26 protein-coding genes are annotated in these 26,838 nt (G+C 65.7%); 20 read left to right on the forward strand and 6 right to left on the reverse strand.

Features of this window, described 5'->3' with window-relative positions; all coding sequences use genetic code 11:
* Positions 1-87 precede the first annotated feature (87 nt).
* The 3 genes from Q8J98_RS05190 to Q8J98_RS05200 all read left to right on the forward strand — a co-directional run bounded on the left by Q8J98_RS05190 (position 88) and on the right by Q8J98_RS05200 (position 4,613).
* Complete coding sequence (locus Q8J98_RS05190; protein WP_305293441.1) at positions 88-2,370, forward strand: glycosyltransferase family 2 protein; 2,283 nt, start codon at positions 88-90, stop codon at positions 2,368-2,370.
* A gap of 76 nt (positions 2,371-2,446) precedes the next feature.
* Entirely contained in the window at positions 2,447-3,532 is a 1,086-nt protein-coding gene (locus Q8J98_RS05195) for a glycosyltransferase family 2 protein (RefSeq protein WP_305293442.1), read from the forward strand.
* Between the two features lie 121 nt (positions 3,533-3,653).
* A complete protein-coding gene (locus Q8J98_RS05200; protein WP_305293443.1) occupies positions 3,654-4,613 on the forward strand; it encodes a phosphoadenosine phosphosulfate reductase in 960 nt (319 codons plus the stop codon).
* Positions 4,614-4,619: 6 nt separating this feature from the next.
* Here the strand turns inward: Q8J98_RS05200 and Q8J98_RS05205 are convergent, their stop codons facing one another.
* From Q8J98_RS05205 to Q8J98_RS05215, 3 genes are all read right to left on the reverse strand, one after another.
* Positions 4,620-4,991: a hypothetical protein gene (locus tag Q8J98_RS05205; RefSeq protein ID WP_305293444.1), complete on the reverse strand. Its 372-nt coding sequence runs from the start codon at positions 4,989-4,991 to the stop codon at positions 4,620-4,622.
* An 87-nt stretch (positions 4,992-5,078) separates the two neighbouring features.
* Positions 5,079-5,303 carry a hypothetical protein gene (locus tag Q8J98_RS05210; RefSeq protein WP_305293445.1) on the reverse strand — a complete coding sequence of 75 codons (225 nt, stop codon included), beginning with the start codon at positions 5,301-5,303 and terminating at the stop codon, positions 5,079-5,081.
* A gap of 118 nt (positions 5,304-5,421) precedes the next feature.
* Complete coding sequence (locus Q8J98_RS05215) at positions 5,422-5,733, reverse strand: hypothetical protein (RefSeq protein WP_305293446.1); 312 nt, start codon at positions 5,731-5,733, stop codon at positions 5,422-5,424.
* Between the two features lie 318 nt (positions 5,734-6,051).
* On the opposite strand from Q8J98_RS05215, the gene Q8J98_RS05220 reads away from it, so the two are divergent.
* The 12 genes from Q8J98_RS05220 to Q8J98_RS05275 all read left to right on the forward strand — a co-directional run bounded on the left by Q8J98_RS05220 (position 6,052) and on the right by Q8J98_RS05275 (position 17,241).
* Complete coding sequence (locus tag Q8J98_RS05220) at positions 6,052-6,714, forward strand: outer membrane protein (protein ID WP_305293447.1); 663 nt, start codon at positions 6,052-6,054, stop codon at positions 6,712-6,714.
* Between the two features lie 88 nt (positions 6,715-6,802).
* On the forward strand, positions 6,803-7,846 hold the full coding sequence (gene pyrC, locus Q8J98_RS05225; RefSeq protein ID WP_305293448.1) for a dihydroorotase: 1,044 nt from the start codon (positions 6,803-6,805) through the stop codon (positions 7,844-7,846).
* A gap of 28 nt (positions 7,847-7,874) precedes the next feature.
* Complete coding sequence (locus tag Q8J98_RS05230) at positions 7,875-8,555, forward strand: orotate phosphoribosyltransferase (RefSeq protein WP_305183201.1); 681 nt, start codon at positions 7,875-7,877, stop codon at positions 8,553-8,555.
* 173 nt (positions 8,556-8,728) lie between these two features.
* Positions 8,729-10,219, forward strand: coding sequence for a replicative DNA helicase (locus Q8J98_RS05235; protein ID WP_305293449.1), 1,491 nt, complete (start codon positions 8,729-8,731; stop codon positions 10,217-10,219).
* Positions 10,220-10,284: 65 nt separating this feature from the next.
* On the forward strand, positions 10,285-11,334 hold the full coding sequence (alr, locus tag Q8J98_RS05240) for an alanine racemase (protein WP_305293450.1): 1,050 nt from the start codon (positions 10,285-10,287) through the stop codon (positions 11,332-11,334).
* On the forward strand, positions 11,331-12,113 hold the full coding sequence (locus tag Q8J98_RS05245) for an MlaE family ABC transporter permease (RefSeq protein ID WP_370868062.1): 783 nt from the start codon (positions 11,331-11,333) through the stop codon (positions 12,111-12,113). The genes alr and Q8J98_RS05245 overlap by 4 nt, the downstream gene beginning before the upstream one ends.
* The gene (locus tag Q8J98_RS05250; RefSeq protein ID WP_305183198.1) at positions 12,110-12,856 is read left to right on the forward strand and encodes an ABC transporter ATP-binding protein; all 747 of its coding nucleotides are present in this window, start codon (positions 12,110-12,112) and stop codon (positions 12,854-12,856) included. The genes Q8J98_RS05245 and Q8J98_RS05250 overlap by 4 nt, the downstream gene beginning before the upstream one ends.
* On the forward strand, positions 12,856-13,290 hold the full coding sequence (locus Q8J98_RS05255; protein WP_370867968.1) for a paraquat-inducible protein A: 435 nt from the start codon (positions 12,856-12,858) through the stop codon (positions 13,288-13,290). Before Q8J98_RS05250 ends, Q8J98_RS05255 begins: the two co-directional genes overlap by 1 nt.
* A gap of 257 nt (positions 13,291-13,547) precedes the next feature.
* Positions 13,548-14,915: a DNA repair protein RadA gene (gene radA / locus Q8J98_RS05260; RefSeq protein WP_305293451.1), complete on the forward strand. Its 1,368-nt coding sequence runs from the start codon at positions 13,548-13,550 to the stop codon at positions 14,913-14,915.
* A gap of 22 nt (positions 14,916-14,937) precedes the next feature.
* Positions 14,938-15,501 (forward strand): CvpA family protein, encoded by a 564-nt coding sequence (locus Q8J98_RS05265; RefSeq protein ID WP_305293452.1) that lies wholly within the window; start codon positions 14,938-14,940, stop codon positions 15,499-15,501.
* A gap of 112 nt (positions 15,502-15,613) precedes the next feature.
* Positions 15,614-17,077: an amidophosphoribosyltransferase gene (gene purF / locus Q8J98_RS05270; RefSeq protein WP_305293453.1), complete on the forward strand. Its 1,464-nt coding sequence runs from the start codon at positions 15,614-15,616 to the stop codon at positions 17,075-17,077.
* Positions 17,074-17,241, forward strand: coding sequence for a hypothetical protein (locus Q8J98_RS05275; RefSeq protein WP_305183194.1), 168 nt, complete (start codon positions 17,074-17,076; stop codon positions 17,239-17,241). Before purF ends, Q8J98_RS05275 begins: the two co-directional genes overlap by 4 nt.
* A gap of 3 nt (positions 17,242-17,244) precedes the next feature.
* On the opposite strand, the gene Q8J98_RS05280 is transcribed toward Q8J98_RS05275, so the two are convergent.
* Both Q8J98_RS05280 and Q8J98_RS05285 read right to left on the reverse strand, forming a co-directional pair.
* A complete protein-coding gene (locus tag Q8J98_RS05280; RefSeq protein WP_305293454.1) occupies positions 17,245-17,625 on the reverse strand; it encodes a cell division protein ZapA in 381 nt (126 codons plus the stop codon).
* Entirely contained in the window at positions 17,618-18,118 is a 501-nt protein-coding gene (locus Q8J98_RS05285; RefSeq protein WP_305293455.1) for a hypothetical protein, read from the reverse strand. Before Q8J98_RS05285 ends, Q8J98_RS05280 begins: the two co-directional genes overlap by 8 nt.
* A 205-nt stretch (positions 18,119-18,323) precedes the next feature.
* Between Q8J98_RS05285 and tkt the strand changes: the two genes are divergently transcribed.
* From tkt to Q8J98_RS05305, 4 genes are read left to right on the forward strand one after another with little or no spacing between them, the layout of a single operon-like run.
* A complete protein-coding gene (gene tkt, locus Q8J98_RS05290) occupies positions 18,324-20,342 on the forward strand; it encodes a transketolase (protein WP_305293456.1) in 2,019 nt (672 codons plus the stop codon).
* Positions 20,339-21,274: a DMT family transporter gene (locus Q8J98_RS05295; protein ID WP_305293457.1), complete on the forward strand. Its 936-nt coding sequence runs from the start codon at positions 20,339-20,341 to the stop codon at positions 21,272-21,274. The genes tkt and Q8J98_RS05295 overlap by 4 nt, the downstream gene beginning before the upstream one ends.
* Entirely contained in the window at positions 21,274-22,209 is a 936-nt protein-coding gene (locus Q8J98_RS05300; protein ID WP_305293458.1) for a lysophospholipid acyltransferase family protein, read from the forward strand. Before Q8J98_RS05295 ends, Q8J98_RS05300 begins: the two co-directional genes overlap by 1 nt.
* Before the next feature lie 49 nt (positions 22,210-22,258).
* Positions 22,259-23,116: a lysophospholipid acyltransferase family protein gene (locus Q8J98_RS05305; RefSeq protein ID WP_305293459.1), complete on the forward strand. Its 858-nt coding sequence runs from the start codon at positions 22,259-22,261 to the stop codon at positions 23,114-23,116.
* A 10-nt stretch (positions 23,117-23,126) separates the two neighbouring features.
* Here Q8J98_RS05305 and Q8J98_RS05310 read toward each other — a convergent pair whose 3' ends face one another.
* Complete coding sequence (locus Q8J98_RS05310; protein WP_370868065.1) at positions 23,127-23,867, reverse strand: DUF1223 domain-containing protein; 741 nt, start codon at positions 23,865-23,867, stop codon at positions 23,127-23,129.
* A gap of 208 nt (positions 23,868-24,075) precedes the next feature.
* Here Q8J98_RS05310 and acnA point away from each other — a divergent pair, with 208 nt between their 5' ends.
* Positions 24,076-26,826, forward strand: a complete 2,751-nt coding sequence (gene acnA / locus Q8J98_RS05315; protein ID WP_305293461.1) for an aconitate hydratase AcnA — start codon at positions 24,076-24,078, stop codon at positions 26,824-26,826.
* Positions 26,827-26,838: the final 12 nt, after the last annotated feature.

A 26,838-nucleotide genomic window follows, 5' to 3' on the forward strand; every position in this document is an offset into this window, starting at 1 on the left:
CGCTGCCAATGGCTTTGGGCGGGCCACGTTTGCCTGCGCCGCCGACTGTGCTAGGAAAGTTCCAACGCGGCGTGAACGGGGCAGGAAATGGCGAGGGCGGTGGTGGTGCAAAGCACGTTGGGCGCGCTTGGCCCGGTGCTTGACGCGCTGGCCTGGCCCGAGGGCGAGGGCTATGCCTTCCGCATTTTCTTTGCCGCACCCGCCGCGCGCGAAAGCTTTACCGACGCCCGCCGCCCCGGCTGCGCCGAGGTGCGCGAATTGCGCGAAATTTCGGGCGGCATGATGGTGGCGGGCCAGAGCCCTGCCCTGCCGCTGCGGCTGGCGATGGCAGAAGGCGAGATCGAGATCGTGCCGGACCTGCCGGACCTTGGCCCCTTTGCCGGAACCAACGCGCTTTTGGCGCTTCGGCTGGAAGAATCCGCCGATGTGGTTCTGGAATGGCTTGCCTACCACGCCGGGCAGCACGGCGCAGAAAGCGCGGTCATCATCAACCGCGCCCCGCCCGACAGCCCGGCAGGCGGCCCGGCGGAGTTTGCCGAGGCGCTGGAACGCGGGCTTGAGGCGCGCGGCCTTGGCCTGCCGGTGGCGGTGATCGACAGCGTGGTGCCCCTGGGCAAACCCGGATGGGGGCCTGAAAACCACCTCTATCTGGCCCCCGACGCCCCCGGCAAGGACCGCATGAAGATGCCCGCGCATGACCTCTGGCGGGCACCGCTTGGGCAGGGCGTGGTCTATGAAATCGCCAAGTGGCGCTATCTGGCGCGGGCGCGCGCGGTGCTGGCGCTCGATGTGACCGACTTGCTGGCAATGCGCGCGCCCGATGCGCCCACTGCCTTTGACCTTTGCCTAGCGGCAAAGGGTGGCGTGGTGCTGCTTGCCGGGCGGCGCATCTACCCCTGGCGGGTGCGGCAGGGCGAGCCTGCGCGCTTTGCCGACCATATCTGCCAGCAGTTCGACGCCCGCCGCGGCATCGCGCGATGGGGGGTCGCGCCCGAGAGGGCGGGGCTGCAAAACACCTGGCGCGCGATCCGCGTGGCCTATGCACGGCCGGAGACCGGGCAAGTGGTTCCATTCTGGCGCGCGATGGCGCTTCGAGTGCCGGGTCGCGCCGCCTCCGAGCTTGCGCCAAAGACCTCGCTGGTGGAAGACCCCGCACTTGTGGCACTCGCCACCGGCGTTTTCGGGCACAAACCGATCAGGCCGCCGGTTTCAGCGGCCAAGCCAGCGCCCGCGCAGGCGCTTGCCGCCGGGCGCACGGCGATCGTGACCACGATGAAGAACGAAGGCCCGTTCATCCTTGAATGGCTTGCCTACCACCGCGCCATCGGGGTGCAGGATTTTCTGGTCTATACCAACGACTGCACCGACGGCACCGACACGATGTTGCAGGTGCTGCAAGCCAAGGGGCTGGTGCAGCAGCGCGACAACCCGTTTCGCAGCATGAACCTGCCGCCCCAGCATGCGGCGTTGCAGGCGGCGGAATCGGAGCCGGTGATTCGCGATTGCGGCTGGGCGATCTGCATGGATGTGGACGAGTTCATCAATATCAAGATCGGCGATGGCACCCTGCCCGCGCTTTATGCGGAAATGGGTTCTGCCAACATGATCTCGCTGACCTGGCGGCTTTTTGGCAATGCGGATGTGGACGGCTACGAAGACCGTTTTCTGCTCGACCAGTTCAGCCTTTGCGCGCCCGAAGTGGTGCGCAAGCCGCATCAGGCCTGGGGCTTCAAGACGCTGTTTCGCAATATCGACATCTACAAGAAGCTTGGCGTGCACCGGCCAAAGGGGTTGATCCCCGACCTTTGGGACCAGGTGGCATGGCTGAATGGTTCTGGCCGCCCGATGCCGCGCGAGATGTTCCGCAACGGCTGGCGCTCGACGCTGGAAACCTACGGCTACGACTGGGTGCAGCTTAACCACTATGCCTTGCGCTCGGCCGAGAGCTTTCTGGTCAAGCGCGACCGTGGCCGGGTGAACCATGTGGACCGCGATCAGGGCCTGCACTACTGGTTCCGGATGAACCACAACGCGGTCGAGGACCGCTCGATCCGGCGGATGCTGCCGGCGCTTGAAGCGGAGTGGGCGCGGCTGATGGCCGACCCCGAGATTGCCGCGGCACATGCCCATTCGGTTGCCTGCCACCGCGCGAAGATTGCCGAACTGCGCGCCGAGCCGGTTCCGTCGGCTTTCTACGCGGAGTTGACGGGCGAGCGGCTGAAGCGGCTTTCGCGGATGCTGCACATGTTCGGCTCGGCGGTGTTCAGCGCCGGACCCGGCATCATTCCGCCCGATCTGCACAGCCGCGATCTGCCGCGCGGTTTCTTCTTTGCGCCCGAACCCGAACCCGAACCACAGGAGCCGCAGTGAGCGATCAGCAAAGCGACAGGCCAACCGCCAGCGCGTGCGCCGCGCCACCGCGCGGTGCCGGGGCAGGTGATTTCGGATGAGCACCCAAGCACCCCGGTTTCTCGCCCTGCTCACGGTCAAGAACGAGGCCAGCTTTCTGCTCGACTGGCTGGCACATCACCGCGCTGCGGGCTTCACCGATGTGCTGGCCGTTTCCAACGATTGCAGCGATGGCTCCGATGCGATGCTCGACAGGCTGGCGGCGCTTGGCTGGCTCGTGCATCTGCGCAACCCCGGCCCGCATCCGCAAGGGCCGCAATGGTCGGCTCTGAAACTTGCCGAGCGGCATCCGCTGATGCGCGCCGCCGATTGGGTGATGACGCTCGACATCGATGAGTTTCTCAACATCCATGTCGGCGACCGCAGCCTTGCGGCGCTGATTGCTGCCTGCCCCGAGGCCGATGCGCTGGCGCTTTCCTGGCGGATGTTCGGCAATTGCGGGGTGGTCGATTATGTCGATCACCCGCTGCCCGCGCAGTTTCTGCGCGCGGCACCCGCAGAAATGCTCTGGCCGTGGCGGGCGCAGATGATCAAGACGCTCTGGCGAAATGACGGAACCTGGGCCAAGCCCGGGGTGCACCGCCCGCGCGCGCCCGACCCGGCGCGGCTGGCGGCGCAACGCTGGGTCGATGGCAGCGGCCGCAAATTGCCCGATCTTTACCGCAACGGGCGGCTTTTTGCGCCGCTTGGCCAGAACAACTGGGGACTGGCGCAGATCAACCATTACCCGCTCGGCTCGATGCAGGGCTATGTGGTGAAATGCGACCGTGGCCGTGCCAATCGCGATGCGGCGGCGTTTGATATGTCCTACTGGGTTGAACGCAATTTCTGCACCGATGACGATGCCTCGATTCTGGCGCTTGCCCCTGCGGCGGCGCGCTGGCGGGGCGAGCTTGCGGCGGATAATGAACTGGCGGCATTGCACCGGAAGGCGGTGGACTGGCGGGCCGGGCGATTCGCGGCTCTGATGCTGGAAGAGCAGTTCCGCGCGCTTTTCGGGCGTTTGCAACTGGCCCCGCCAAGCCAGCCGCTCAGCGCCGAGGCGGCGGCGCGGATGCTCGGCTGGGGGCGGCGAGGTACTGAAGCCGAAGCCGCAACAATGGCGCGCCGCCGCCGGGACTGACCGCGCTGAGAGGACAATCCGCCTTATTTTTGCACAGATTGGCCTTCAACCGGCCTTGTGCAGTGGTATTATGGGCGGCGAGACGGCGCTTTTTCGCGGTCCTTCCAATGCGGGAAAGTTGATGCAGGCCGAAACCGACGCCACCACCGATCTTGCGGCCCTCAGCCCTGCGCAATGGGCGAAGAGGTTGGAAGAAATCGGCGACGAGGCGGGGTATTGCGAAAACCTCGGAGCGCGGCACCGGGTGTTCTTTTCCGACCAGGGGCCGGTGCTACTGGTCACCTTCGAGACTGTCGCCGAAATCCGCGCGCGCCAGCCGGACCAGTTGCCAATGGGCCATGCCATCGCTGCTTCGCGCGGCTGGTCGAGCCTGACAGTGATTGCCGATGGCGACACCTGGTTTCGCGACCGCGCGGTCTATGGCTATTTCGACAGGCTGGTGGACGACGCCTTTTTTGAAGATTTCGACCGCGTGGTGTTTTTTGGCGCGGGCATGGCGGGCTATGCGGCGGCGGCCTATGCGGTGGCGGCACCCGGTGCCACGGTGATCGCGCTGGCACCGCAAGCCACGCTCGAGCCGCGCATCGCGGGCTGGGACCATCGATTCGCCCATATGCGCCGGACCTCGTTCAGCGACCGTTACGGATATGCCCCCGACATGCTCGAAGGCGCGGGCGAGGCCTTTGTGGTGTTCGATCCGCTGGAGGCGATGGACGCGATGCATGCGGCGCTGTTTCGCAGGCCTTATGTCACCGCCCTGCCCTGCCCGACGCTCGGGCCAAATCTGGCGGGAATGCTCGACACGCTCGGGATGATCGAACCGATGCTGGTGGCCGCCTGCGAAGGGCGCTTCAGCGCGGCGGCGTTCTGGCGGCTTTACCGGCTGCGGCGCGATTCGGTGCGCTATCTGCGGCTCTTGGCGGCGCGGACTGATGCTGCGGGGCGACCATTTCTGACCGCGCTCGTCGCCCGCAACGCGGCGCACAGGCTTTCGTCGCCGCGCTTTCGCAGCCGTCTTGCGCAGCTTGAAGAGGTGCTGGCCGTAAAGGGCATCACGCTGCCGCCGGAACGGCAGCGCTAGGCTTTTTCAGGCGTTTGAAGCGGGTGGACCGGCCTCGGCATCGGCGGCATCCTCATCCGTGCCATCATCGCCATGCATCCGCGCCACATGAAACTGCACATGCCGCCGCGCGTGCCGGGTTCCGATGTCACCGGCTGAGGTTGCGGTATCGGGGGCAAAGCAGCCGCGAAACGGGTGCAAGGCGGCACCGAGGCCCGCCAGGGCAGCTTCAATGGCGGGGTCCCGCAGCACGATCAGCCGCCCTTCGGCGAACTGGCAGGAGGCAAGCCGCGCTCCGATTGCCCAGGCCAGACGCGGCAGATCGCCGCGCACCTCCAGCAATTCCTCTTCGCTATGCCCGCCCTGCGGACCCCGCTTTGCATCGTGCGACTTGCTCATGGCACCCTCCTGGGCCTGGCATCAGCTGCCTTGCCGCCGCAAGTATCCGCCCTGCACTGCCTGCCTGCAAGCGCTGGTGCCGGAAAATCAGATCCAGAAGCGGTCGGAAAAGACGTGATAGACGATACGGTCGCGACGGACGCCGATTTTTGCCAGTTCTGCGTCCGAAAGTGCTTCCAGCCGCTCGACCTCGGCAACCCGCGAGTGGCGGTCGATATAGGTGGCGATGCCCTGTGCAAGGCCGCTGAAGAAGGCGTTGATCCCTGCGGGAACTGTGGGCAGGCGCGGCGCGTGGGCGATGATGAAAGCCATTGGCGATCTCCGTGAGGTCTGTGGTTCCCCCTGACGGAGATATAAGTCAGCAGCGCTGCCACAACCACCATCGAGGACGCATGACCGCCATGCAATTGCTGCAGCGCAGAAGGCCAGATCAGGCCGGGCAGCGGAACGCCCCGGCACGAACCTCGTAAACCGGCTCGCCCGGTCGCTGAAGATCAAAGACCACATGCGTGGCACCGGCTGCCCGGGCCTCGTCCTTCACCATGTTGCGCGCATACCGCAGCCCCTGATCGGCCAGAAGCGGGCCATAAACGCCAGGTGCCATGCGGATATTGGTGATCAGCGTGCAGCCCGCAACCTCGGCGGCTGTAGCCTCGTTGATGCCCCGAACCCCGACCAGGCCGGGGTCGTTGCACGCGGCAAGCGCAAAAAGCGCGACAAGGGATGCTCCGAGACGTTTCATCGTTGCGGCCTCCGGGGTCGATGGCAGGGCCATGCTGCGCGGGCGGCGCGCCGGGCGCAAGCCTGCCAATGGCCGCAGCCCCGGGGTGTGTTCAATTAACCTCGATCAGCATTTGCACCTCGTCGGTGCGCAGACGGGTAAGCCGCGCCCGGCAGCCATAGATCGGCATCGGTTCGGCAAAGCCGCCGCGTGCCACGCCGCGCCAGACCATCGTGGCAACTTTGCGCTTTGGCTTTCGCCCCAAATACCATATGATGTGGATGCCAGACCCGAGCAGGCTGGCCAAGACAACATATAGTAGAATTGGAAAAATTCAAAATGCAGGCAACCTCTCCCCTCCACCGGGGCGCAACCCTTGCGCCATTGCTGATCCTGTTCGTGGCCGCCACCCCGGCGGCTGCGCAATCCACCGTCGGCCAATGGGACGGCGCCTACTTTGGCGGCTCGCTCGCGCTTGCCGGGCTTGGTGCCGACCGTGTTGCGGTAAGCCCGCCGGGCGATCAGCCCGGAACGCTGATCATCTCGGGCGCACTGGCGGCGGTTCAAGTCGGCTGGATGGGCCACAAGGGCAATCTGGTCTGGGGCATCGAGGGCGACGTGCAGCTTGGCCATGTCGCCGACGCCTTTTCCGCCGCACCTTACGATGCAAGCTCCACCGTCAGCCAGGCCGCCAGTCTGCGTCTGCTTGCAGGGATACCCGCGGGCCGCAAGGGGTTGCTCTATCTGAGCGGCGGCATCACCGCGGCCAAGATCGAATATTCGGTGACCGGCCCCGGTGGGCTGAACCTTGCCGATGATTCCTTCCATGCCGGATACGAGATCGGCGCGGGCTACGAACACGCGCTGAGCGCCAACTGGAGCGCCCGGCTCGAATACAAATATGCCAACTTCGGCAAGACCAACCTCAACGACGGCATCGGCGAAACCGAAGAAACGCCCGACTACCACATGCTGCGGATCGGCATCAACCGGCGCTTCTGATCTGCCGGGGCAGCGGCGGGCAAGCAAGGGCGAACCCGCCGCCCAAAATTTGCTGGAAATGCCGCAGCCTTTGCGCTAGCGGGGGCGCATGACAGACATGCTCACCATCGCCCGGCCCGACGATTTTCACCTGCATCTGCGCGATGGCGCGATGTTGCAGGGGGTGCTGCCGGAAACCACAAGGCATTTCGCCCGCGCTCTGGTCATGCCAAATCTGCTGCCGCCGGTGGTGACCACCGCCGATGCCCGCGCCTACCGAGACCGCATTCTTGCCCTGTTGCCCGAAGCTGCCGATTTCACCCCGCTGATGACGCTCTATCTGACCGAAACCACCGACCCCGAGGATGTCGCCGTCGGCGCGGCCGAGGGGTTGATCGCGGCGGTGAAGCTTTACCCCGCCGGTGCCACCACCAATTCGGCCTCGGGGGTGCGCAATTTCGACGCGGTGCGCGCCGTGCTGGAATGCATGGCCGAGATTGGCCTGCCACTTTCGGTGCATGGCGAAGTGACCGATCCGCGGGTGGATATTTTCGACCGCGAGGCGGTGTTCATCGACACCGTGCTTGACCCATTGCGCCGCGCCACGCCGGGCCTGCGGGTGGTGATGGAGCATATCACCACCGCCGAGGGTGTGGCCTATGCGCGGGCGGGCGGGCCCGACCTTGCCGCCACCATCACCACGCATCATCTGATCTTGAACCGCAATCACCTGCTCGCCGGGGGGATCAGGCCGCATTACTACTGCCTGCCGGTCGCCAAGCGCGAAAGCCACCGGCTGGCGCTGCGCGCGGCGGCAACGTCGGGCGAGCCGGGCTTTTTCCTCGGCACCGACTCGGCACCGCATATCGATGCGCTGAAAGAACACGCCTGCGGCTGCGCGGGCTGCTTTACCGCCACCAACAGCCTGCCTGTGCTGGCGCAGGTGTTCGAGGATATGGGCGCGCTCCCGCGGCTCGAAGGGTTCACCTCGCGCCATGGCGCGACCTTCTACCGCCTGCCGCCCAACACCGGCACAATGACGCTCGAGCGCCGCGCCAATCCGTTGCAGCTGCCCGAGAAGATTTTGACCGGTGCCGGTCCGGTGACGGTGTTTGACCCCGGTTTTCCGCTTTACTGGCATGTTGCGCCCTGAGCGGGGAAGCCCCAAGAAAGGATCGCCGATGATCGCCGCCGCCTTCCCGCCGAAACAGGAAATCGCCCGCCTGACGGCGCGCATGCTGCTGGAAATCGAGGCGGTGCATTTCAATGCCGCGGTGCCGTTCACGCTCGCCTCCGGGCTGCCATCGCCTACCTACATCGATTGCCGCAAGCTGATTTCGTTTCCGCGCATCCGCTCGGTGCTGATGGATTTCCTTGCAGTCACGGTGCTGCGCGAAGCCGGGTTCGAGGCGTTCAGCAATATCGCAGGCGGCGAAACGGCGGGCATTCCCTTTGCGGCACTGGTGGCCGAAAGGCTGGCGCTGCCGATGACCTATGTGCGCAAGAAACCCAAGGGCTACGGGCGCAATGCGCGTATTGAAGGGGTGATGGGCGAGGGCGACAGAGTGCTTTTGGTCGAGGATCTGACCACCGATGGCGGCTCAAAGCTCAGTTTCGTCGATGCGATCCGCGAAACTGGCGCAACTTGTGGCCACACAGCGGTGATTTTTTACTACGGCATCTTCCCCGAAACGCTGCCGAACCTTGCCGCGCACGGGCTGGCGCTGCACCACCTCTGCACCTGGTGGGATGTGCTTGCCGAGGCGCGCGAACAGGCCGCCTTTGATGCCGCAACGCTCGACGAGGTCGAGGCGTTCTTGACCAACCCCAGGCTCTGGCAGGACACCCACCGCAAGACGTGACGATTCGCGCGGTTTCGGTTACCATGGAATGTGGGCGCGCGGCGGGCGGTGGCAAAATCTGGGTCTGGCGGCGTTTGTCCACAGGGTTTTCCCGGCGGATGTGCACCGTTCTATACAAATTGATCCCCGGGCCTGCATCGGCGATACCGGGGGCTTGAGCAAAGGGGGCAGCGATGAGCGATGTGCGGGTTCTGCGCGATGTCGTGGCCGGAGCAACCCCTGATACCTTGCCCCATAATGTCGAGGCCGAGCAGCAGCTGCTTGGCGCGATTCTGACCAACAACGACATTTATGACCGCATATCGGCGCTGGTGAAGCCCGAGCATTTCTTCGAGCCGGTGCATCAGCGCATTTTCGAAGTGGCGCTGGCACGGATTCAGAAAAACGCCCTCGCCAGCCCGGTCACGCTCAAGGCCTATCTTGAAGAGGACGAAGGGCTGAAGGCGCTTGGCGGCCCGGCCTATCTGGCGCATCTCGCGGGCACCGCGATTGCGGCCTATGCGGCGCGCGACTATGCGCAGATGATCTATGATCTGTCGGTGCGGCGCGAATTGATCCGGCTTGGGCAGGATGTCTCGGCGCGCGCCTCCGAGGTGGCGGTGCATGACGATCCGCGCGAACAGATCGTGGCCGCCGAGCAGGCACTTTACAAACTTGGCGAGCAAGGCCACGCCGAGCGCGGTTTCGTATCGTTCCTGAAGGCCGCGCATGATGCCGTCAGCATTGCCAATGCGGCCTATCAGCGCGGTGGCGGGCTTTCGGGCATTGGCACCGGACTTGCCGATCTTGATCGCAAGCTCGGTGGTCTGCACCCTTCCGACCTCTTGATCCTTGCCGGGCGCCCGTCGATGGGCAAGACCGCGCTGGCTACCAACATCGCTTTCAACGTCGCGCGCGCGCACCGCCGGGGCCGCTTGCCCGACGGGACGGAAGGGTCGGTTCAAGGCGGCGTCGTGGGGTTTTTCAGCCTCGAGATGAGCGCCGAGCAACTCGCCGCCCGGATCCTTTCCGAAGCCTCGGAAGTGCCGTCGGAGCAGATCCGCCGTGGCGAATTGAGCGAGCACGAATTTCGCCGCTTTGTCGAGGCGGCGAAGGCGCTGGAAACCTGCCCGCTCTATATCGACGATACGCCCGCGCTGCCGATCAGCGCGCTGGCGGCGCGCGCGCGGCGGCTCAAGCGTACGCATGGGCTGGATGTGCTGATTGTCGATTACCTGCAACTGGTGCGCCCCGCCACGGCGCGCGACAGCCGGGTAAACGAGGTTTCGGAAATCACCCAGGGGCTGAAGGCGATCGCCAAGGATCTGGATATTCCGGTGATCGCGCTCAGCCAGCTCAGCCGCCAGGTCGAGAACCGCGAGGACAAGCGCCCGCAACTGAGCGATCTGCGCGAATCCGGCTCGATCGAACAGGATGCCGATGTGGTGATGTTCGTGTTCCGCGAAGAATACTACAAGGAGCGCGAAAAGCCGGGCGAGCACGACCTTGAGGCCACCGCGAAATGGCAGCAGGCGATGGAGCAGGTGCATGGCCGCGCCGAGGTGATCATCGGCAAGCAGCGGCACGGGCCAATCGGTTCGGTGATGCTCGCCTTCGAAGGTCAGCTCACCCGGTTTTCGAACCTCGAGCAGCACCACAGCCCACGCGGCGACGAGAGCTTCTGAGGCGCGGCGCGCATGGCGCGCCTTTCCGCTTGACCTTGACGATCCGGCTGTCACAACGAACCACCATGTCCAGTGCCATTCTCCAGATCGATCTTGACGCGGTGCTTGCCAACTGGCGGGCGCTTGATGCGGCTTCCGGGCCGGCCTGCGAAACCGCGGCAGTGGTCAAGGCCGATGCCTACGGGCTTGGTGCCGGCCGCGTCGCGCCGGCGCTGGCGCGGGCGGGAGTGCGGCGGTTCTTCGTGGCGCTGGCAGAAGAAGGTGCAGCGCTGCGCCAGACGCTTGGCGAGGCAGTCGATATATTCGTGCTCTCCGGCCATATGGCGGGCGACACCGAAACGATCGGCGAGCTTGGCCTGACCCCGATGCTCAATTCGCTCGATCAGGTGACACGGCATTTCGAGGCACTGCCGGGCGCGCCTTTCGGGGTGCAGCTTGATACCGGCATGAACCGGCTTGGCATGGAGGCGGGCGAATGGGCCGCGGTCGCGCCGATCGTGCTTGGTGCCGCGCCACGGCTGTTTCTAAGCCACCTTGCCTGTGCTGACGAACCGGAGCACCCGGCCAATGCCGCGCAACTGACCGAATTTCACCGGCTGACGGATGGCACGGCGGTTCCGCGCTCGCTGGCGGCAACCGGTGGCGTCCTGCTCGGGCGCGACTATTGCTTCGATTTGACCCGGCCCGGTATTGGCCTTTACGGCGGCGCGCCCTTTGCCGCTGCACGCCCGGTGGTACGGCTTTCGCTGCCGGTGGTGCAGGTCCGCGAGGTTCTGGCGGGCGAAACCGTGGGCTATGGCTGCACCTGGCGTGCCGACGAGGACAGCCGCATTGCCACGGTCGCCGCGGGCTATGCCGACGGTCTCATGCGCACGCTTTCGGGCAAGGGCACGCTTTGGGCCGATGGCACCCCCTGCCCGCTTGTCGGACGGGTCTCGATGGACCTCATCACCGTCGATGTGACCCATCTGCGCGAGGTGCCCGAGGCTCTCGACATCCTTTGCGCCGAACAGGGCATCGAGGCGCTGGCCAGCGCGGCGGGCACCATCGGCTATGAGGTTCTCACCGCGCTCGGCCCCCGCTACGCGCGCCACTACATCGGGGGCGCTGGGTGAACCTGACCCGCCAGCTCGCGCGGCTCGGGCGCGGCGTGCTTGGCGCGGTTGCCGCCACCGGGCGGGTTGCGCTTTTTGCCGCAGATACCGTAAGCCACGCGCTGCGCCCACCGTTTTACGGGCGCGAGTTCCTGCTTGCGGTGTTGCAGATCGGCTGGCTCAGCCTGCCGGTGGTCGGGCTGACCGCGCTGTTCACCGGGGCGGCACTGGCGCTGCAGATCTATGCCGGCGGCGCGCGGTTCAATGCCGAAAGCGTGGTGCCCTCGATCGTCGCCATCGGCATGACCCGCGAGCTTGGGCCGGTGCTCGGCGGGCTGATGGTGGCGGCACGCGTCGCCTCCTCGATCGCCGCCGAACTGGGCACGATGAAAGTGACGGAGCAGATCGACGCGCTGGTGACGCTTTCAACCAACCCGCTGAAATACCTCGCGGTTCCCCGCGTCGCCGCGGCCACGCTGACGGTGCCGGTGCTGGTCGCGGTGGGCGACAGCATCGGCATCATGGGCGGCTGGCTGGTGGGGGTGAACCGGCTCGGTTTCAACTCGGCCACCTACCTGCGCAACACCGCCGAGTTTCTCGAGGCCTGGGATGTCGGCTCGGGCCTGATCAAGGGCGCGGTCTTCGGCTTCATCGTGGCGGTGATGGGCTGCTACCACGGCATGCATTCGGGCCGCGGCGCGATGGGCGTGGGTGCCGCGACCAAATCGGCGGTGGTCGGTGCCTCGGTGCTGATCCTCGCCGCCAACTACCTGCTGACGGAGGTATTCTTCTCGGCATGATCGAGCTTTTGGGCGTGCACAAGGCTTTCGGCACCAACCGGGTGCTGCGCGGGGTCGATCTGCGGGTTACGCGCGGCACCTCGATGGTGATCATCGGTGGCTCTGGCACCGGCAAATCGGTGCTGCTGAAATGCATTCTCGGGCTCGAGCGCCCCGAGGCGGGCCTGATCCGCGTCGCGGGGGAAGATGCAAGAAGAGCAGCGCGCGAGGCGTTTCTGGCCCGCTTCGGAATGCTGTTTCAGGGAGGCGCGCTTTTTGACAGCCTGCCGGTCTGGCAGAATGTTGCCTTTCGCCTGCTGCGCGGGGCGATGAAGCGGCCGCGCGACGCGGCGCGCGCCGTGGCGATCGAAAAACTCCGCCGTGTCGGGCTTGGGCCAGAGGTGGCAGAGCTTTACCCCGCCGAACTTTCCGGCGGCATGCAAAAGCGCGTCGGCCTTGCCCGTGCCATCGCCGCCGAGCCGGAAATCATCTTTTTCGACGAACCCACCACCGGGCTCGACCCGATCATGGCCGGGGTCATCAACGAGCTGATCCGCGAGATCGTGGTTGAAATGGGGGCAACGGCAATGACCATCACGCATGACATGCGCACCGTGCGTGCGGTCGCCGACACCGTTGCCATGCTCCATGAAGGCACCATACGCTGGGCCGGCTCTGTCGCGGAAATGGACGCAACGCCCGACCCTTACGTGCATCAGTTCATTCATGGTCTCGGGCAGGGCCCGATCGCGGCGGTGCGCTGATGCGGGGCTCGCGCTGGCTCAACCTTGCACTGCTGGTGCTGTTCCCGGTTTCATGGTTCGCACCGCTCCTGCGCGCGGGTCTGCTGCCGTTCTTCGACCTTGACGCCATTTCGGTAATCTCCGGGCTGCAGGCGCTCTGGCAAAAAGACGTGGCATTGGCTCTTCTGGTGACCTTCCTTGCGCTGTTCGCGCCCTATGTGAAAACACTGGGTCTGGCGCTGGTGCAATTCGATCTTGCCTCGCCGCGGCTGATGCCGGTGCTGCGCGGGCTCGGGCGGCTTGCCATGGCCGACATCTTCCTGATGGCGCTCTACATCGTGCTGGCGAAAGGGGTCGGTCTGGGCCGCGTCGAAACCGCCTGGGGGCTTTATTTCTTCACCGGCTGCATTCTGGCCAGTCTCGCGCTTTCGCATTTCGGCGCGAAAGACCGCTGACGCGGTCTGCCTCCGGCGGAGATATTTCGACTGAAGCAGGCCGGATTTAGCGGGCATTAACCAAAGGCCGGGCATGCTGCTGCTGCGGTACAGGCGGGGACGCCGATGACCGCCTGAAGCAGGACGCCCCGTTTCCCCGGTCAAGGCCGCCCGAGACGGGGCGTTTTTATGGATGCTTCAGCGGAAATATCCCCGGGGGTGCGGGGGGCGGGCCCCCCGCTCTTGTCGCGCCGGGGCGTTTCGGGCAGGAAGGGCGCATGGCCAAGTCCCCAGCCTCTTTCAGCTGTTCGCAATGCGGTGCGGTACACCCCAAATGGGCCGGGCGGTGCGATGCCTGCGGCGGCTGGAACACCCTGGTCGAAGACGCGCCGCTTGCCTCCGGGCCGGGGTCGCGCACGCTCGGCGGCGCGCGCGGGCGGCGGATAGCCCTGAGCTCGCTTGCAACCGAAGAGGCACCGCCGCCGCGGGCCGGCTCGGGGATGGAAGAGTTCGACCGGGTGCTGGGCGGCGGGTTGGTGCCCGCCTCGGCGATCCTTCTGGCCGGGGATCCGGGGATCGGAAAATCGACGTTGCTGCTGCAGGTGGCGGCGAGTTTCGCGCGGCGCGGGCTTGGCTGTCTTTACATCTCTGGCGAAGAGGCCCCGGCGCAGGTCCGCATGCGTGCATCGCGGCTGGGGCTGAGCGATGCGCCGTTGCGGCTTGGTGCCGAGACCAGCCTGCGCGACATCCTGACCACGCTTGATGCCGAGCGCCCCGATCTCGCGGTGATCGATTCGATCCAGACGCTTTGGGCCGACATGGTCGATGCCGCCCCCGGCTCGGTAAGCCAGGTGCGCTCTGCCTGCCACGAATTGGTGAGCTTTGCCAAGAAGCGCGGCACATCGGTCATTCTGGTCGGGCATGTGACCAAGGAAGGCCAGATTGCCGGGCCGCGGGTGGTCGAGCATATGGTCGATACCGTGCTTTATTTCGAGGGCGAGCGCGGGCACCAGTTCCGCATTCTGCGGGCGGTGAAGAACCGTTTCGGACCGGCCGACGAAATCGGCGTGTTCGAGATGACCGGTGCCGGGCTGGCCGAGGTGCCCAACCCCTCGGCGCTGTTCCTTTCAGAGCGCGGCCAGTCGGCACCGGGGTCGGCGGTATTCGCCGGGATCGAGGGATCGCGCCCGGTGCTGACCGAGATCCAGGCGCTGGTGGCCCCCTCGACTCTTGCGACCCCGCGGCGCACCGTAGTCGGGCTTGATCCGGGGCGGGTTTCGACGATTCTGGCGGTGCTTGAAAGCCGCTGCGCCATTCCCTTCACCGGGCTTGACGTGTTCCTCAACGTCGCCGGTGGCATGCGGGTGATCGAGCCTGCCGCTGATCTGGCACTTGCCGCGGCGCTTTTGAGCGCGCGCGAAGATGTGGCTTTGCCAGCGGATATGGTGATTTTCGGCGAAATCAGCCTGTCGGGGGCGCTGCGGCCGGTCGGGCAAGCGGAAAACAGGTTGAAAGAAGCGCAAAAACTTGGTTTTTCACAGGCTGTTGCGCCGGAGCGGACCAAGGCCGAACCGGGCGAAGGAATGCGCTTGCGCAAACTGCCCGATCTGGTGACTTTCGTGGGCGAGATGTTCGGGGCGGGCTAAGCCCCGCGTTGGAAGGGATAACATGGACGGCTTCACTTTCATCGACGCCATTGTGGCCGTCATCATCCTTCTGTCGGCGATCCTTGCCTATAGCCGCGGTCTGGTGCGCGAGGGCCTTGCCATTGCGGGCTGGATTGCGGCGGCGGTGCTTGCCTACATGTTCGCCCCGGCGGCGCGACCGCTGATTGCGCAGGTGCCGGTGATCGACAAGTTCCTTGGCGACAGCTGCGAGCTCGCGACAATTGGCGGCTTTGCCACGGTTTTCGCGCTGGCGCTGATCGTGTTCTCGATCATCACGCCGCTTTTCGCCTCGGTGGTGCAGCGCTCGGCGCTTGGCGGCATCGATCAGGGCCTTGGCTTCCTGTTCGGGGTGGCGCGCGGCGTGGTGCTGGTGGCGGTGGCTTTCGTGGTTTTTGACCGGGTGGTGGTGGACCGTACCTTCCCGGTGGTGGATGATTCGCGCTCGGCACAGATATTCGCCTCGGTGCAGGCGAGCCTTGATTCCGAGATGCCGACAGACGCCCCCGGCTGGGTGGTGCAGCGTTTCGAGGCGCTGGTTGCGGCCTGCCCGGCACCGGTCAACTGAGATCGCGCCCGAGGTATCGCCGCGCGGCCCGGATTGTAGCGACGCGAGGGCGTGACAGCCCCGCCGTTTGGCTCTAAACGAACCGCACAGCCAAAACGGATTCGGACCCTTCATGCAGCGCCAGCCCCGCCACCCATTCGACGCCGACAGATTGCACGAGGAATGCGGGGTATTCGGGGTGATCGGGGTGGCGGAGGCGGCTAACTTCGTCGCCCTCGGGATGCACGCCTTGCAGCATCGCGGCCAGGAGGCGGGGGGCATCGTTTCTTACGACCCGGTAAGCGGCTTCAACTCTGCCCGCCGGTTCGGCTATGTGCGCGACAGTTTCACCAAGGCGAGCCTGATGGAAACGCTGCCGGGCGATCTGGCGATCGGCCATGTGCGCTATTCCACCGCCGGGTCGAAAGGCAGCACGGCGATCCGCGACGTGCAGCCGTTTTTTGGTGAATTCTCGATGGGCGGCTGCGCCATTGCGCATAACGGCAACCTGACCAACGCCACCGCCCTGCGCCGCGAGCTGATCGAACGCGGTTCCATCTTCCAGTCCTCGTCCGACAGCGAATGCATCATCCATCTGATGGCGCGCTCGATCCAGCGCACGCTATCGGAGCGCATCAAGGATGCCTTGCGCCGCGTCGAGGGTGCATTTTCCATTGTCGCGATGACCCGCACCAAGCTTATCGGCGTGCGTGATGCGCTTGGGGTGCGCCCGCTGGTGCTCGGGCGCTTGGGCGAAGATGGCTATGTGCTTTCATCGGAAACCTGCGGGCTGGACATCATCGGCGCGGAGTTCCTGCGCGAGATCGAACCGGGCGAGATGGTGGTGATCTCGAAAGGCAAGATCGAAAGCACGCGGCCCTTCGGGGTGCCGCAAAGCCGTTTCTGCATTTTCGAGCACGTCTATTTCAGCCGCCCCGATTCAATCATCGGCGGCCGTTCGGTCTATGAAACCCGCCGCCAGATCGGGGTGGAACTGGCGCGCGAGGCACCGGTTGATGCCGATCTGGTCTGCCCGGTGCCCGACAGTGGCACCCCCGCGGCGATCGGCTTCGCGCATGAATCCGGCATTCCCTACGGCATGGGGATCATCCGCAATCAATACATGGGGCGCACCTTCATCGAGCCGACCGAGAGCATCCGCAACATGGGGGTGCGGCTCAAGCTCAATGTCAACCGCGCGCTGGTCAAGGGCAAGCGGGTGGTTCTGGTTGATGATTCGGTGGTGCGCGGCACCACCAGCCGCAAGATCAAGGACATGATCCTGGATGCGGGTGCCGCCGAGGTGCATTTTCGCATCGCCTCGCCGCCCACCCGCTGGCCCTGCTTTTACGGTGTCGATACGCCCGAGCGCAGCAAGCTGCTGGCCGCCAACATGACCGAAGAGCAGATGCGGGTCTGGATCGGCGTTGACAGCCTGCGCTTTGTCTCGCTCGACGGGCTATATCGCGCGGTGGGTGAAACCGGCGGCCGCGATGTCGCGCGGCCACAATATTGCGATGCCTGTTTTACCGGCGAATACCCGGTGCTGCCCGCCGATCAGATCGAGGCCGGTTTCAAGATGGCAGAGGCCAAGTGAACGACGCGGCCGATACACCGGAGCGCTATCTTGCGCGCCTGCCCGCGCCAGAGCGCGCGGGCTTCAAGACCTCGAAAAGCGGGGTTCTGTTCACCCCGGAGCAGCCGCTGCCAGATGCGCTCGTGCACCAGATCCTCGCGCTGCGGCTGGCCGAGATCGGCTAAGGGTCAGGCGGTCATCTCGTCAATCCGGTCGGCCAGCGCTTCGGTCTGCGCGGCGATCTCGGCAAAGGTATCGGTGACAATTTCCGGGATGACCGGCACTTCCACCCGCAGCGGGCTGGCCAAGGCTTCCGCCAGCGCCGCCTCGGCAGCCTCGGCGCGCTCCTGCGCCTCGCGCAGCTGGTCGTCATAACCCGCGGTCTTGTCGGCGAGCATCAGCCCGGCCATCAGCAGCATCCGCGCCTCCGGCAGGCGGCCCATCTGGGCCTGCAGAACTTCGGCCTCGGCCCCAAGAAGCGCCGCCGCCGAATGCAGGAAATGTTCTTCGCCGTCCTGGCAGGCAACCTCGAAACTGCGGCCGCCGATTTCGATGCGAACCTCAGGCATGCCCGGCCTCCATCTGCTCTGTGGCTTCCACCAGCGGCGCGAGGCCGGCGAGAATATCGTCAAGCTCCGCCACTTCCGCAGCACGTTCGGCGCGCAGCGCGGCCAGTTCCGCCTGCATCGCCCGATTGACAAGCTGCGGGTCGGCAAGCCCCGCCTCGGCGGCGTCGGCAAGGGCGCGGTTTGCGGCGGAAAGGTCGGCGTTGGCGCGCTTCATCCACACCAGATCGCGCAGGTTCTGCTCGATTTCGGTCTTTGCCGCCGCAAGCTTGCGCTCAAGCGCGCCAAGCGTGGTTTCCTGCTTTTCACGGATTGCGCGCACCCGCTCTGAAAGCTGCGCGTTGGCGGCGCGCTCGGTCTCCAGCGCCTCACGCAGCGCGTCATCTGCCTCGGAGGCGGCGGCTGGGGCCGCCCGCTGCCCCAGCCGCTCCAACCCGGCACCGATGCGGGCAAGGGCTGCGCTGATGCGGCGTTCGTGGTCGGTCATGTCGCTCATCTGCCGCCTCCGGTGGTGCGGTTGCCGGGTGCTGGCCGCCTTTTGCCGAATCGGCCCAAGGTGGCTCTGCACGGCAATCTTAACCCAAACTGCGCCCCGGTGACCCCCCCTTTTCGATCAAGGGCTTGGGCGGCGTGCTTGATCTTGCGCCGAGGCCTGTTATCAGGGAGCCACGCTTGCCACCCCCAGCCGAAAGGTCACCGTCTTGGATATCGCCTCGCTTCGCGCCAGCCACGCGCATCACTGGTCGCTTGCCACTGCCATCAGGGCACTTGCGATGGATGCCGTGCAGGCCGCCAATTCGGGACACCCCGGCATGCCGATGGGCATGGCCGATGTGGCGACCGTGCTGTTTCAGCGGCACCTGAAGTTTGATGCCGCGGCCCCGCACTGGGCCGACCGCGACCGCTTCATTCTTTCCGCCGGGCACGGGTCGGCGCTCCTCTATGCGCTGCTGCACCTGACCGGGTACCGGCAGATGACGCTGGAGCAGGTGAAGAATTTCCGACAGTTGGGCGCGATCACCGCAGGCCACCCGGAATATGGCCATGCCGAGGGGGTGGAAACCACCACCGGGCCGCTTGGGCAAGGCCTTGCCACCGCTGTCGGTTTTGCCATGGCAGAGCAGTCGATGCAGGCGCGGTTCGGGGCCAAGCTGGTTGACCACCGCACCTGGGTCATCTCGGGCGACGGCTGCCTGATGGAGGGTATCAGCCAGGAGGCGATCGGCCTTGCCGGAATGCAGCGGCTGAGCAAGCTGATCCTGCTTTGGGACAATAACGACATCACCATTGACGGGCGGGTTTCGCTTTCGGACCGGACCGACCAGCGCGCGCGCTTTGCCGCCTCGGGCTGGACGGTGCTGCACTGCGACGGCCACGACCCCGATGACATCGACCGCGCGCTGAGCGCGGCCAAGCAGGCCAATGGCCCGGTCCTCGTCGATTGCAAGACGATCATCGGCTTTGGCTCGCCGAAAAAGGCCGACAGTTCCGGCGCGCACGGCTCCCCCCTTGGTGCCGAGGAAATTGCCGCGACCAAGGCGATTTACGGCTGGCCGCATGGTCCCTTTGTCATTCCCGCCGCGATCAAGGCCGAATGGGAGGCGATCGGGGCGCGTGGCGCGGCAGACCGCGCCGCCTGGGAAGCGCGCCTTGCCGCCGCCGCACCCGGCAAACGCGCCGAATTCGTCCGCCAGATGTCTGGCGAACCGCCAAGGAAACTCGCCGCCGCGATCCGCGCCTTCAAGAAAGACGCCAGCGCCAAGGCACCGAAGGTTGCCACCCGCAAGGCGAGCGAAATGGTGCTGGCGGTGGTGAACCCGGTGATGCCCGAAACCATCGGCGGCTCCGCCGATCTGACCGGATCGAACCTCACCCGAACCGCCGATCTGGGCGTATTCACCGCCGAAAACCGCAAGGGCCGCTATGTCTATTTCGGCATCCGCGAACACGGCATGGCGGCGGCGCTGAACGGCATGTGGCTGCACGGCGGCGTGCGCCCCTACGGTGGCACCTTTCTGTGCTTTGTCGATTACGCCCGCGGTGCCATGCGGCTTTCGGCACTGATGGGGCTGCCGGTCACCTATGTGATGACGCATGACAGCATCGGCCTTGGCGAAGACGGCCCCACGCATCAGCCGGTCGAGCACCTGGCCATTTGCCGCGCCACGCCCAATACCCACACATTCCGCCCCGCCGATGTGGTGGAAACCGCCGAAGCCTGGGAACTGGCGCTGACCAGCACCAGAACCCCCTCGGTGCTGGCGCTTTCGCGGCAGAACCTGCCGACCTTGCGCACCAGCCACAGCGCGCAGAACCTGACCGCGCGCGGTGCCTATGTGCTGGCGGAAGCGGCGGGCAAGCGGCAGGCGATCATCATGGCGACCGGCTCCGAGGTCGAGATTGCGCTCAGGGCGCGCGACATTCTGCAAGCGAAGGCCATCGGCACCCGTGTGGTTTCGATGCCCTGCATGGAGCTCTTTGCGGCGCAAGATGCGGGCTACCGCCGCAAGGTGCTGCCTGCGGGCGCGGTGCGGGTGGCGGTCGAGGCGGCGGCGCGCCAGCCCTGGGACCGCTGGCTTCTGGGCGAGCGCGGCCGCGATGGCAAGGCCGGTTTCGTCGGCATGGAGGGCTTTGGGGCTTCGGCACCGGCCGAGCGGCTTTATGCCGAGTTCGGCATTACCGCCGAGGCGGTCGCGGCAAAGGTGCAGGCGCTTTTGTGAGCAAAACGCAGCCCGGGGCCGGATCGGGCAAGCCGCGCGCCGCCCTGCCCCTTGCCGGGATGGGGCCGCAGACCAAAGGCATCGCGCTCTTGTTGCTGGCGGTCTTGCTGTTCACGCTGATGGATGCGGCGGCAAAGACGCTTGGCACGCGCTACCACACCGGGCTGGTGGTTTGGGCGCGGTTCGCGGTCAATGCGGCGCTTCTGGCGCTGGTGTTCCGGGCGCGGTTGCCGGTGCTGGCGAAAAGCCGCCAGCCGGGGTTGCAGCTTTTGCGCGGGCTGACGCAGGTCGCAACCGTGACGCTGTTCTTTCTCTCGATCCGCTATATCGGTCTGGCCGAGGCGGCGGCGCTGACCGATATCAACCCGGTGCTCATCACCCTCGGGGCGGCGCTGTTTCTGGGCGAAAGGTTCGGGGTGCGGCGGCTGGCAGGCATCGCGGTGGCGTTTTGCGGGGCGATGATCATTTTGCGCCCCGGTGCCGGTGTGATGCACCCGGCGGCGCTTCTGGCGCTTGCCGCAGCCTTCACCTATGCGGCGGGGGCGCTGCTCACCCGCGTCGTGCGCGCCGACAGTGTTGCCACCTCGATGCTCTGGTCGGCCTTCATCGGCACTGCGCTCAGCTCACTCGCCCTGCCCTTTGTCTGGCAGCCGGTGGCGGCAGGTGATTTATGGCTTTTCGCGGCAATGGGGCTTCTTGGCACCGTGGCGCAGGGCTTGCTGATCCGCGCTTTCACCACCGCCGAGGCGAGCGCGCTTGCGCCATTTGGCTATGTGGGGCTGGTGTTTTCAGGCATCTGGGGCTTTGCCTTTTTCGGCCAGTTGCCCGATCGCTGGTCGGTGCTTGGCGCAGTTGTGATCGTTGCGGCGGGGCTTTATGTCTGGCACCGTGAGGCGCAGCAGGCGCGTGGCAGGGCGGGATCGGGGCGATAATGGCGGGCGGAAGGCGGGGCAGGACAGTTGCGAACTGGCTGATCAACCTGATCGCGCGCGGCTTTGTCGGCAGCATGCTGGCCCTGCCCTACCGCTGGCGGGTGCCGCTGGCGGGCTGGCTGATGGCGCGGGTTGTCGGGCCGCTGGCGGGCTACAGCCGCCGGGCGAGGGCAAGCCTTGCATTGGCGCTGCCCGAATTGCCTGAGCCGGAGCGGCGGCGGCTGGCGCGCGCCTCGCTCGACAATGCGGGCCGGGCGGTGATCGAATCCTACTCCGGGGCCGAGTTTCTCGCGCATCTGGGCGGGCAAGTACCAAGCGGGCCGGGGATGCAGGCGCTGCGCGACGCGCTGGCGGCAGGGCGACCGACGCTGCTGGTTTCAGGCCATATCGGCAATTACGATGCCTTTCGCGGGGCGCTGGCCAATTCGGGCCTGCGCATTGGCGCGCTTTATCGGCCTGCCAACAACCCCTGGGTCAACGTGCATTATGTGCGCGCCATGTCGGGCATTGCCACGCCGCTTTTTGCGCGCGGGCGCGAGGGCCTTGGCGCGATGATCCGGTTTTTGCGCGGCGGCGGGGTGCTGGGCGTGCTTTTCGATCAGCACCCGCCAAGCGGCGTGGTGCTGCGCTTCTTTGGCCGCCCGACCCTCACCACCCTGTCGGTGGCCGAACTGGCGCTGAAGTACAATGCGCTGGTAGTGCCGATCTACGCGCTGCGCCGCGCCGACGGGCTACACTTTGACCTTGTGACCGAGGCCCCGATTACGCATGCCTCACCCGAGGCGATGATGCAGGCCTTGAGCGACAGCCTCGAGGCGCGGGTGCGGGCAAACCCGGGGCAATGGCTCTGGGCGCACAAGCGCTGGCGGCTGGACGCGGCCGAAACTTCGGCTGGAACCGAGGCCGCCGCCGAAGCGCCACCGCGGCGCTTGTGATCTGCGGCGGGGCGGCCTAAGTCTGCCCCGATGCCCGCCCGGAGGAACCTTGCGCGACAAGTTGACCAACCTTTTCTTCCGCATTCTGGTGGCTGTCGCGATGGCGCTGCCCTACCCTGCGCGGGTGCGGTTTTTCGGCTGGGTGGTGGCGCATTTCGTCGGGCCGCTTGCGGGCTACGGCGCCCGGGTGCGCGCCAATCTGGCACTGGTGCACCCGGAGATGCCCGAGGCCGAGGTGCGCCGCCTGACGCGGGCCGTCTGCGACAATATCGGACGCACCCTGATCGAGACCTATTCGGGGGCAGAGTTCAAGGCGCGTGCGGCAAAATCGCCCACCAGCGGTGCCGGTTTCGCGGCGCTTGAGGCGGCGCAGCGCGCGGGCCGCCCGGTGGTGTTTGTCTCGGGCCACTTTGGCAATTACGACGTGCTGCGATCCTGGCTTGGCGCGCGCGGCCAGCCGGTTGGCGCGCTTTACCGGCCGTTTCCCAATGCCCATTTCGACACGCATTACCGCGCCGCGATCACCGCGATCAGCGGGCCGATCTTTCCACGCGGGCGCCGGGGGCTGGCGGAGATGTTGCAGCATGTGCGCGCGGGCGGCATGGTCGGCATGCTGATCGACCAGCACAAATGGGGGGCTGCGGCGCTGAAATTCATGGGGCATACGGCGTATACTGCAACCTCGGCGGCCGAGATGGCGCTGAAATACGACGCGCTGCTCTTGCCATTCTACGGCGTGCGCCAGCCCGACGGGCTGAGTTTCGAGCTGGTCATCGAGGCCCCGATTCCGCGCGGCACGCCCGAAGCCATGACCCAGGCGGTCAACGACAGTCTTGAGGCGCAGGTGCGCGCGCATATCGGGCAATGGTTCTGGATCACCCGGCGCTGGCCCGCGAAAGGCGATTGAGGGGCGGCACTCAGTCGAGGCGGGCAGCGGCGAGAATCGGGCCCGGAAGGGTGGAATACTTGCCGCTCTTGCGCAGCGATTGCACGATCACCGCAGCCCGGTCCGGCCCGGAAACGAGCGCTTCGAGCTGGAGCGGCGCGTGCCCGTCCCATTCGGCCACCGTTACCCAGTCAGTTACCACATTGGCATAAGTCGCCTGCCGCCCGGCGTTTTCCCCGCGCGCAATGGAGACAACGATTTCCGGGCGATAGCGCACAATCTGCACTACCGTGCCTTCGCTCAGCGGGGGTTCGGCCAGCGCCTCGATCAGCCAACCGCCGGGGCCATGGCTGACCCACAGATGCACCTGCGCGGGTGCGGCCGAATGCGCCGCGAGGCTCGCCAGAACCTCGCCGCGGTCGGCACCGTTCATCGCTGACATTCCTGCCACGATCAGTTGCGGCGTATAGATGGCGCGCGCCCCTGCGGCGTAGGCATAGGCCTTTTGCCGCATGGTAAAGGCAGGCTGGGCAAGATCATCGACCCATCCGAGATAATCCCAGTAATCGACATGCAGCGACAGCGCCAGAACCCGCGGATCGGCAGCAATTTCGCGCAAGAGCGCATCGGCGGGCGGGCAGGAAGAACACCCCTGCGAAGTGAAAAGTTCGACCACCACTTGGCGGGGCGCGTCTGCTTGCGCCTGCGCGAGGGCCTGCCCTGCCAGCGCAAGCCAGACGGCGACGCCCGCCCCGATCACTGCCTGTTTCATGCTCATTCCGCTCCCGGCTTCGGGTCTTTCCTAAGCCTCAGGACGGGGCTTTGCCAATCAAGGTTTTGCGACCGGGGCGGAGGCGTGGCCTGGGCTTCCATTTTGGTGCACAATGGTATACAAAAGACGCACGGCCCCTTGATTGCACGGGCCGGATGCTGCAAAAGCCTGCCAACACCCCCACCCTCGCGCCTCGGGAGGCCGCTTCATGACCATCGTCGCCGGAAAAGACACCGCCAAGACCCGCCGGACCTTGCAAGTCGGCGGCAAGACCTTCGCCTATTACTCGATCCCGGCGGCCGAAGCTGCGGGCCTTGGCGCGTTCTCGCGCCTGCCCGCCAGCCTCAAGGTGGTGCTGGAAAACATGCTGCGCTTCGAGGATGGCGGCTTCACGGTTTCGGTCGATGACATCAAGGCATTTGCCGAATGGGGTGCCAAGGGCGGCAAGAACCCGCGCGAAATCGCCTACCGCCCGGCACGGGTGCTGATGCAGGATTTCACCGGTGTTCCGGCGGTGGTTGACCTTGCAGCGATGCGCGACGGTATCAAGGCGCTTGGCGGCGACGCCAAAAAGATCAACCCGCTGGTGCCCTGCGATCTGGTGATCGACCATTCGGTGATGATCGACGAATTCGGCAATCCGCGCGCCTTCCAGATGAACGTTGACCGCGAATACGAGCGTAACATGGAGCGCTATGTGTTCCTGAAATGGGGCCAGAAGGCGTTTGACAATTTCCGCGTGGTGCCGCCGGGCACCGGCATCTGCCATCAGGTGAACCTCGAATATCTGGCACAGACGGTCTGGACCGACACGGACCAGTCGGGCGCTGAAGTCGCCTACCCCGATACGCTGGTGGGCACCGACAGCCACACCACCATGGTCAACGGTCTGGCGGTACTTGGCTGGGGCGTGGGCGGCATCGAGGCCGAGGCGGCGATGCTTGGCCAGCCGGTTTCGATGTTGATCCCCGAGGTCGTGGGCTTCAAGCTGACCGGCGCAATGGTCGAAGGCACCACCGCCACCGACCTCGTGCTCAAGGTCGTGCAGATGCTGCGCAAACATGGTGTTGTCGGCAAGTTTGTCGAATTCTATGGCGAGGGGCTCGACCATCTGCCGCTGGCCGACCGTGCCACGATCGCCAACATGGCCCCCGAATATGGTGCCACCTGCGGCTTTTTCCCGGTGGACGGCGAAACCCTGCGCTACCTGCGCCAGACCGGCCGCGACGAGGCGCGCATTGCGCTGGTCGAGGCCTATGCCAAGGAAAACGGCATGTGGCGCGGTGCCGATTATTCGCCGATCTACACCTCGACGCTGGAACTCGACATGGGCGAGATCGTGCCCGCGATCTCGGGCCCCAAGCGCCCGCAAGACTACACACCGCTGACCGAAGCCGCGCAGGGCTTTTACAAGGTGGTGCGCGAATATCGTGGCGTTGACGGCAGCGAAGCCGCCAAGGACATGGCATCGGAAGGCCCGAACCACACCACCACGTTCGACGCGCGCAAATCGGCGTCGGTTGCGGGCGAAAGCTACAAGCTGCGCGATGGTTCGGTGGTGATCGCTTCAATCACTTCCTGCACCAACACCTCGAACCCCTATGTGCTGATCGGCGCGGGGCTGGTGGCGCGCAAGGCGCGCGCGCTGGGGCTGACCCGCAAGCCCTGGGTGAAAACCTCGCTGGCACCCGGAAGTCAGGTGGTCAGCGAATACCTCAATGCCGCTGGCCTGCAAGAAGACCTCGACGCGATCGGGTTCAACCTTGTCGGCTACGGCTGCACCACCTGCATCGGCAACTCTGGCCCGCTGCAACCCGAGATTTCGGCAGCAATTGCCGAGGGCGATCTGGTGGCCGCCGCCGTGCTTTCCGGCAACCGCAACTTTGAAGGCCGCATCAGCCCGGATGTGCGCGCCAACTACCTCGCCAGCCCGCCGCTGGTGGTGGCCTATGCGCTGGCGGGCGACATGAACATCGACCTGACCAGCGAGCCCTTGGGCACCTCGAAAGACGGCAAGCCGGTTTATCTGCGCGACATCTGGCCGACCAACAAGGAAATCGCCGACCTGGTCGAGCAGACCGTGACGCGTGCGGCGTTCCTCAAGAAATACGCCGATGTGTTCAAGGGCGATGCCAAGTGGCAAGGCGTCGAGGTGACCGATTCGGAAACCTACGATTGGCCGGCCGCCTCGACCTACATTCAGAACCCGCCCTACTTCCGCGGCATGGCGAAGAACGCAGGCACCATTTCCAACATTCGCGGCGCGCGGGTGCTGGCGATTCTCGGCGACATGATCACCACCGACCACATCAGCCCGGCCGGATCGTTCAAGGCCTCCACCCCGGCGGGCAAGTACCTGACCGAGCGGCAGGTGGCGGTGGCCGACTTCAACAGCTACGGCTCACGTCGCGGCAACCACGAGGTGATGATGCGCGGCACTTTCGCCAATATCCGCATCAAGAACGAGATGCTGAGCGGCGTCGAGGGCGGCTACACGCTGGGGCCGGATGGGCAACAGGCCTCGATCTATGACGCCGCGATGGCCTACAGGGAGGCAGGCAGGCCGCTCGTCATCTTTGGTGGCATCGAATACGGCGCGGGCTCCAGCCGCGACTGGGCAGCCAAGGGCACCAACCTCCTCGGCGTCAAGGCGGTCATTGCGGAAAGCTTCGAGCGCATCCACCGTTCCAACCTGATCGGCATGGGCGTTGTGCCATTCGAATTCACTGGCGGCGAAAACCGCAAGAGCCTTGGCCTCAAGGGCGACGAAGAGGTGACGATCGAAGGGCTGGAAGGCAAGATCGCGCCGCTGTCGCTGGTGCCCTGCACCATCCGCTACGGCGACGGGCGGGTAAAGACCATCCAGATCAAGAGCCGGATCGATACCGAGGTTGAAATCGAATACCTCGAGAATGGCGGCGTGCTGCACTATGTGCTGCGCAACCTCGCCAAGGCGTGAGGCCCTGGCCAG

It is taken from the genome of Phaeovulum sp., from assembly GCF_030684035.1.
Taxonomy (GTDB): Bacteria; Pseudomonadota; Alphaproteobacteria; order Rhodobacterales; family Rhodobacteraceae; genus UBA6213.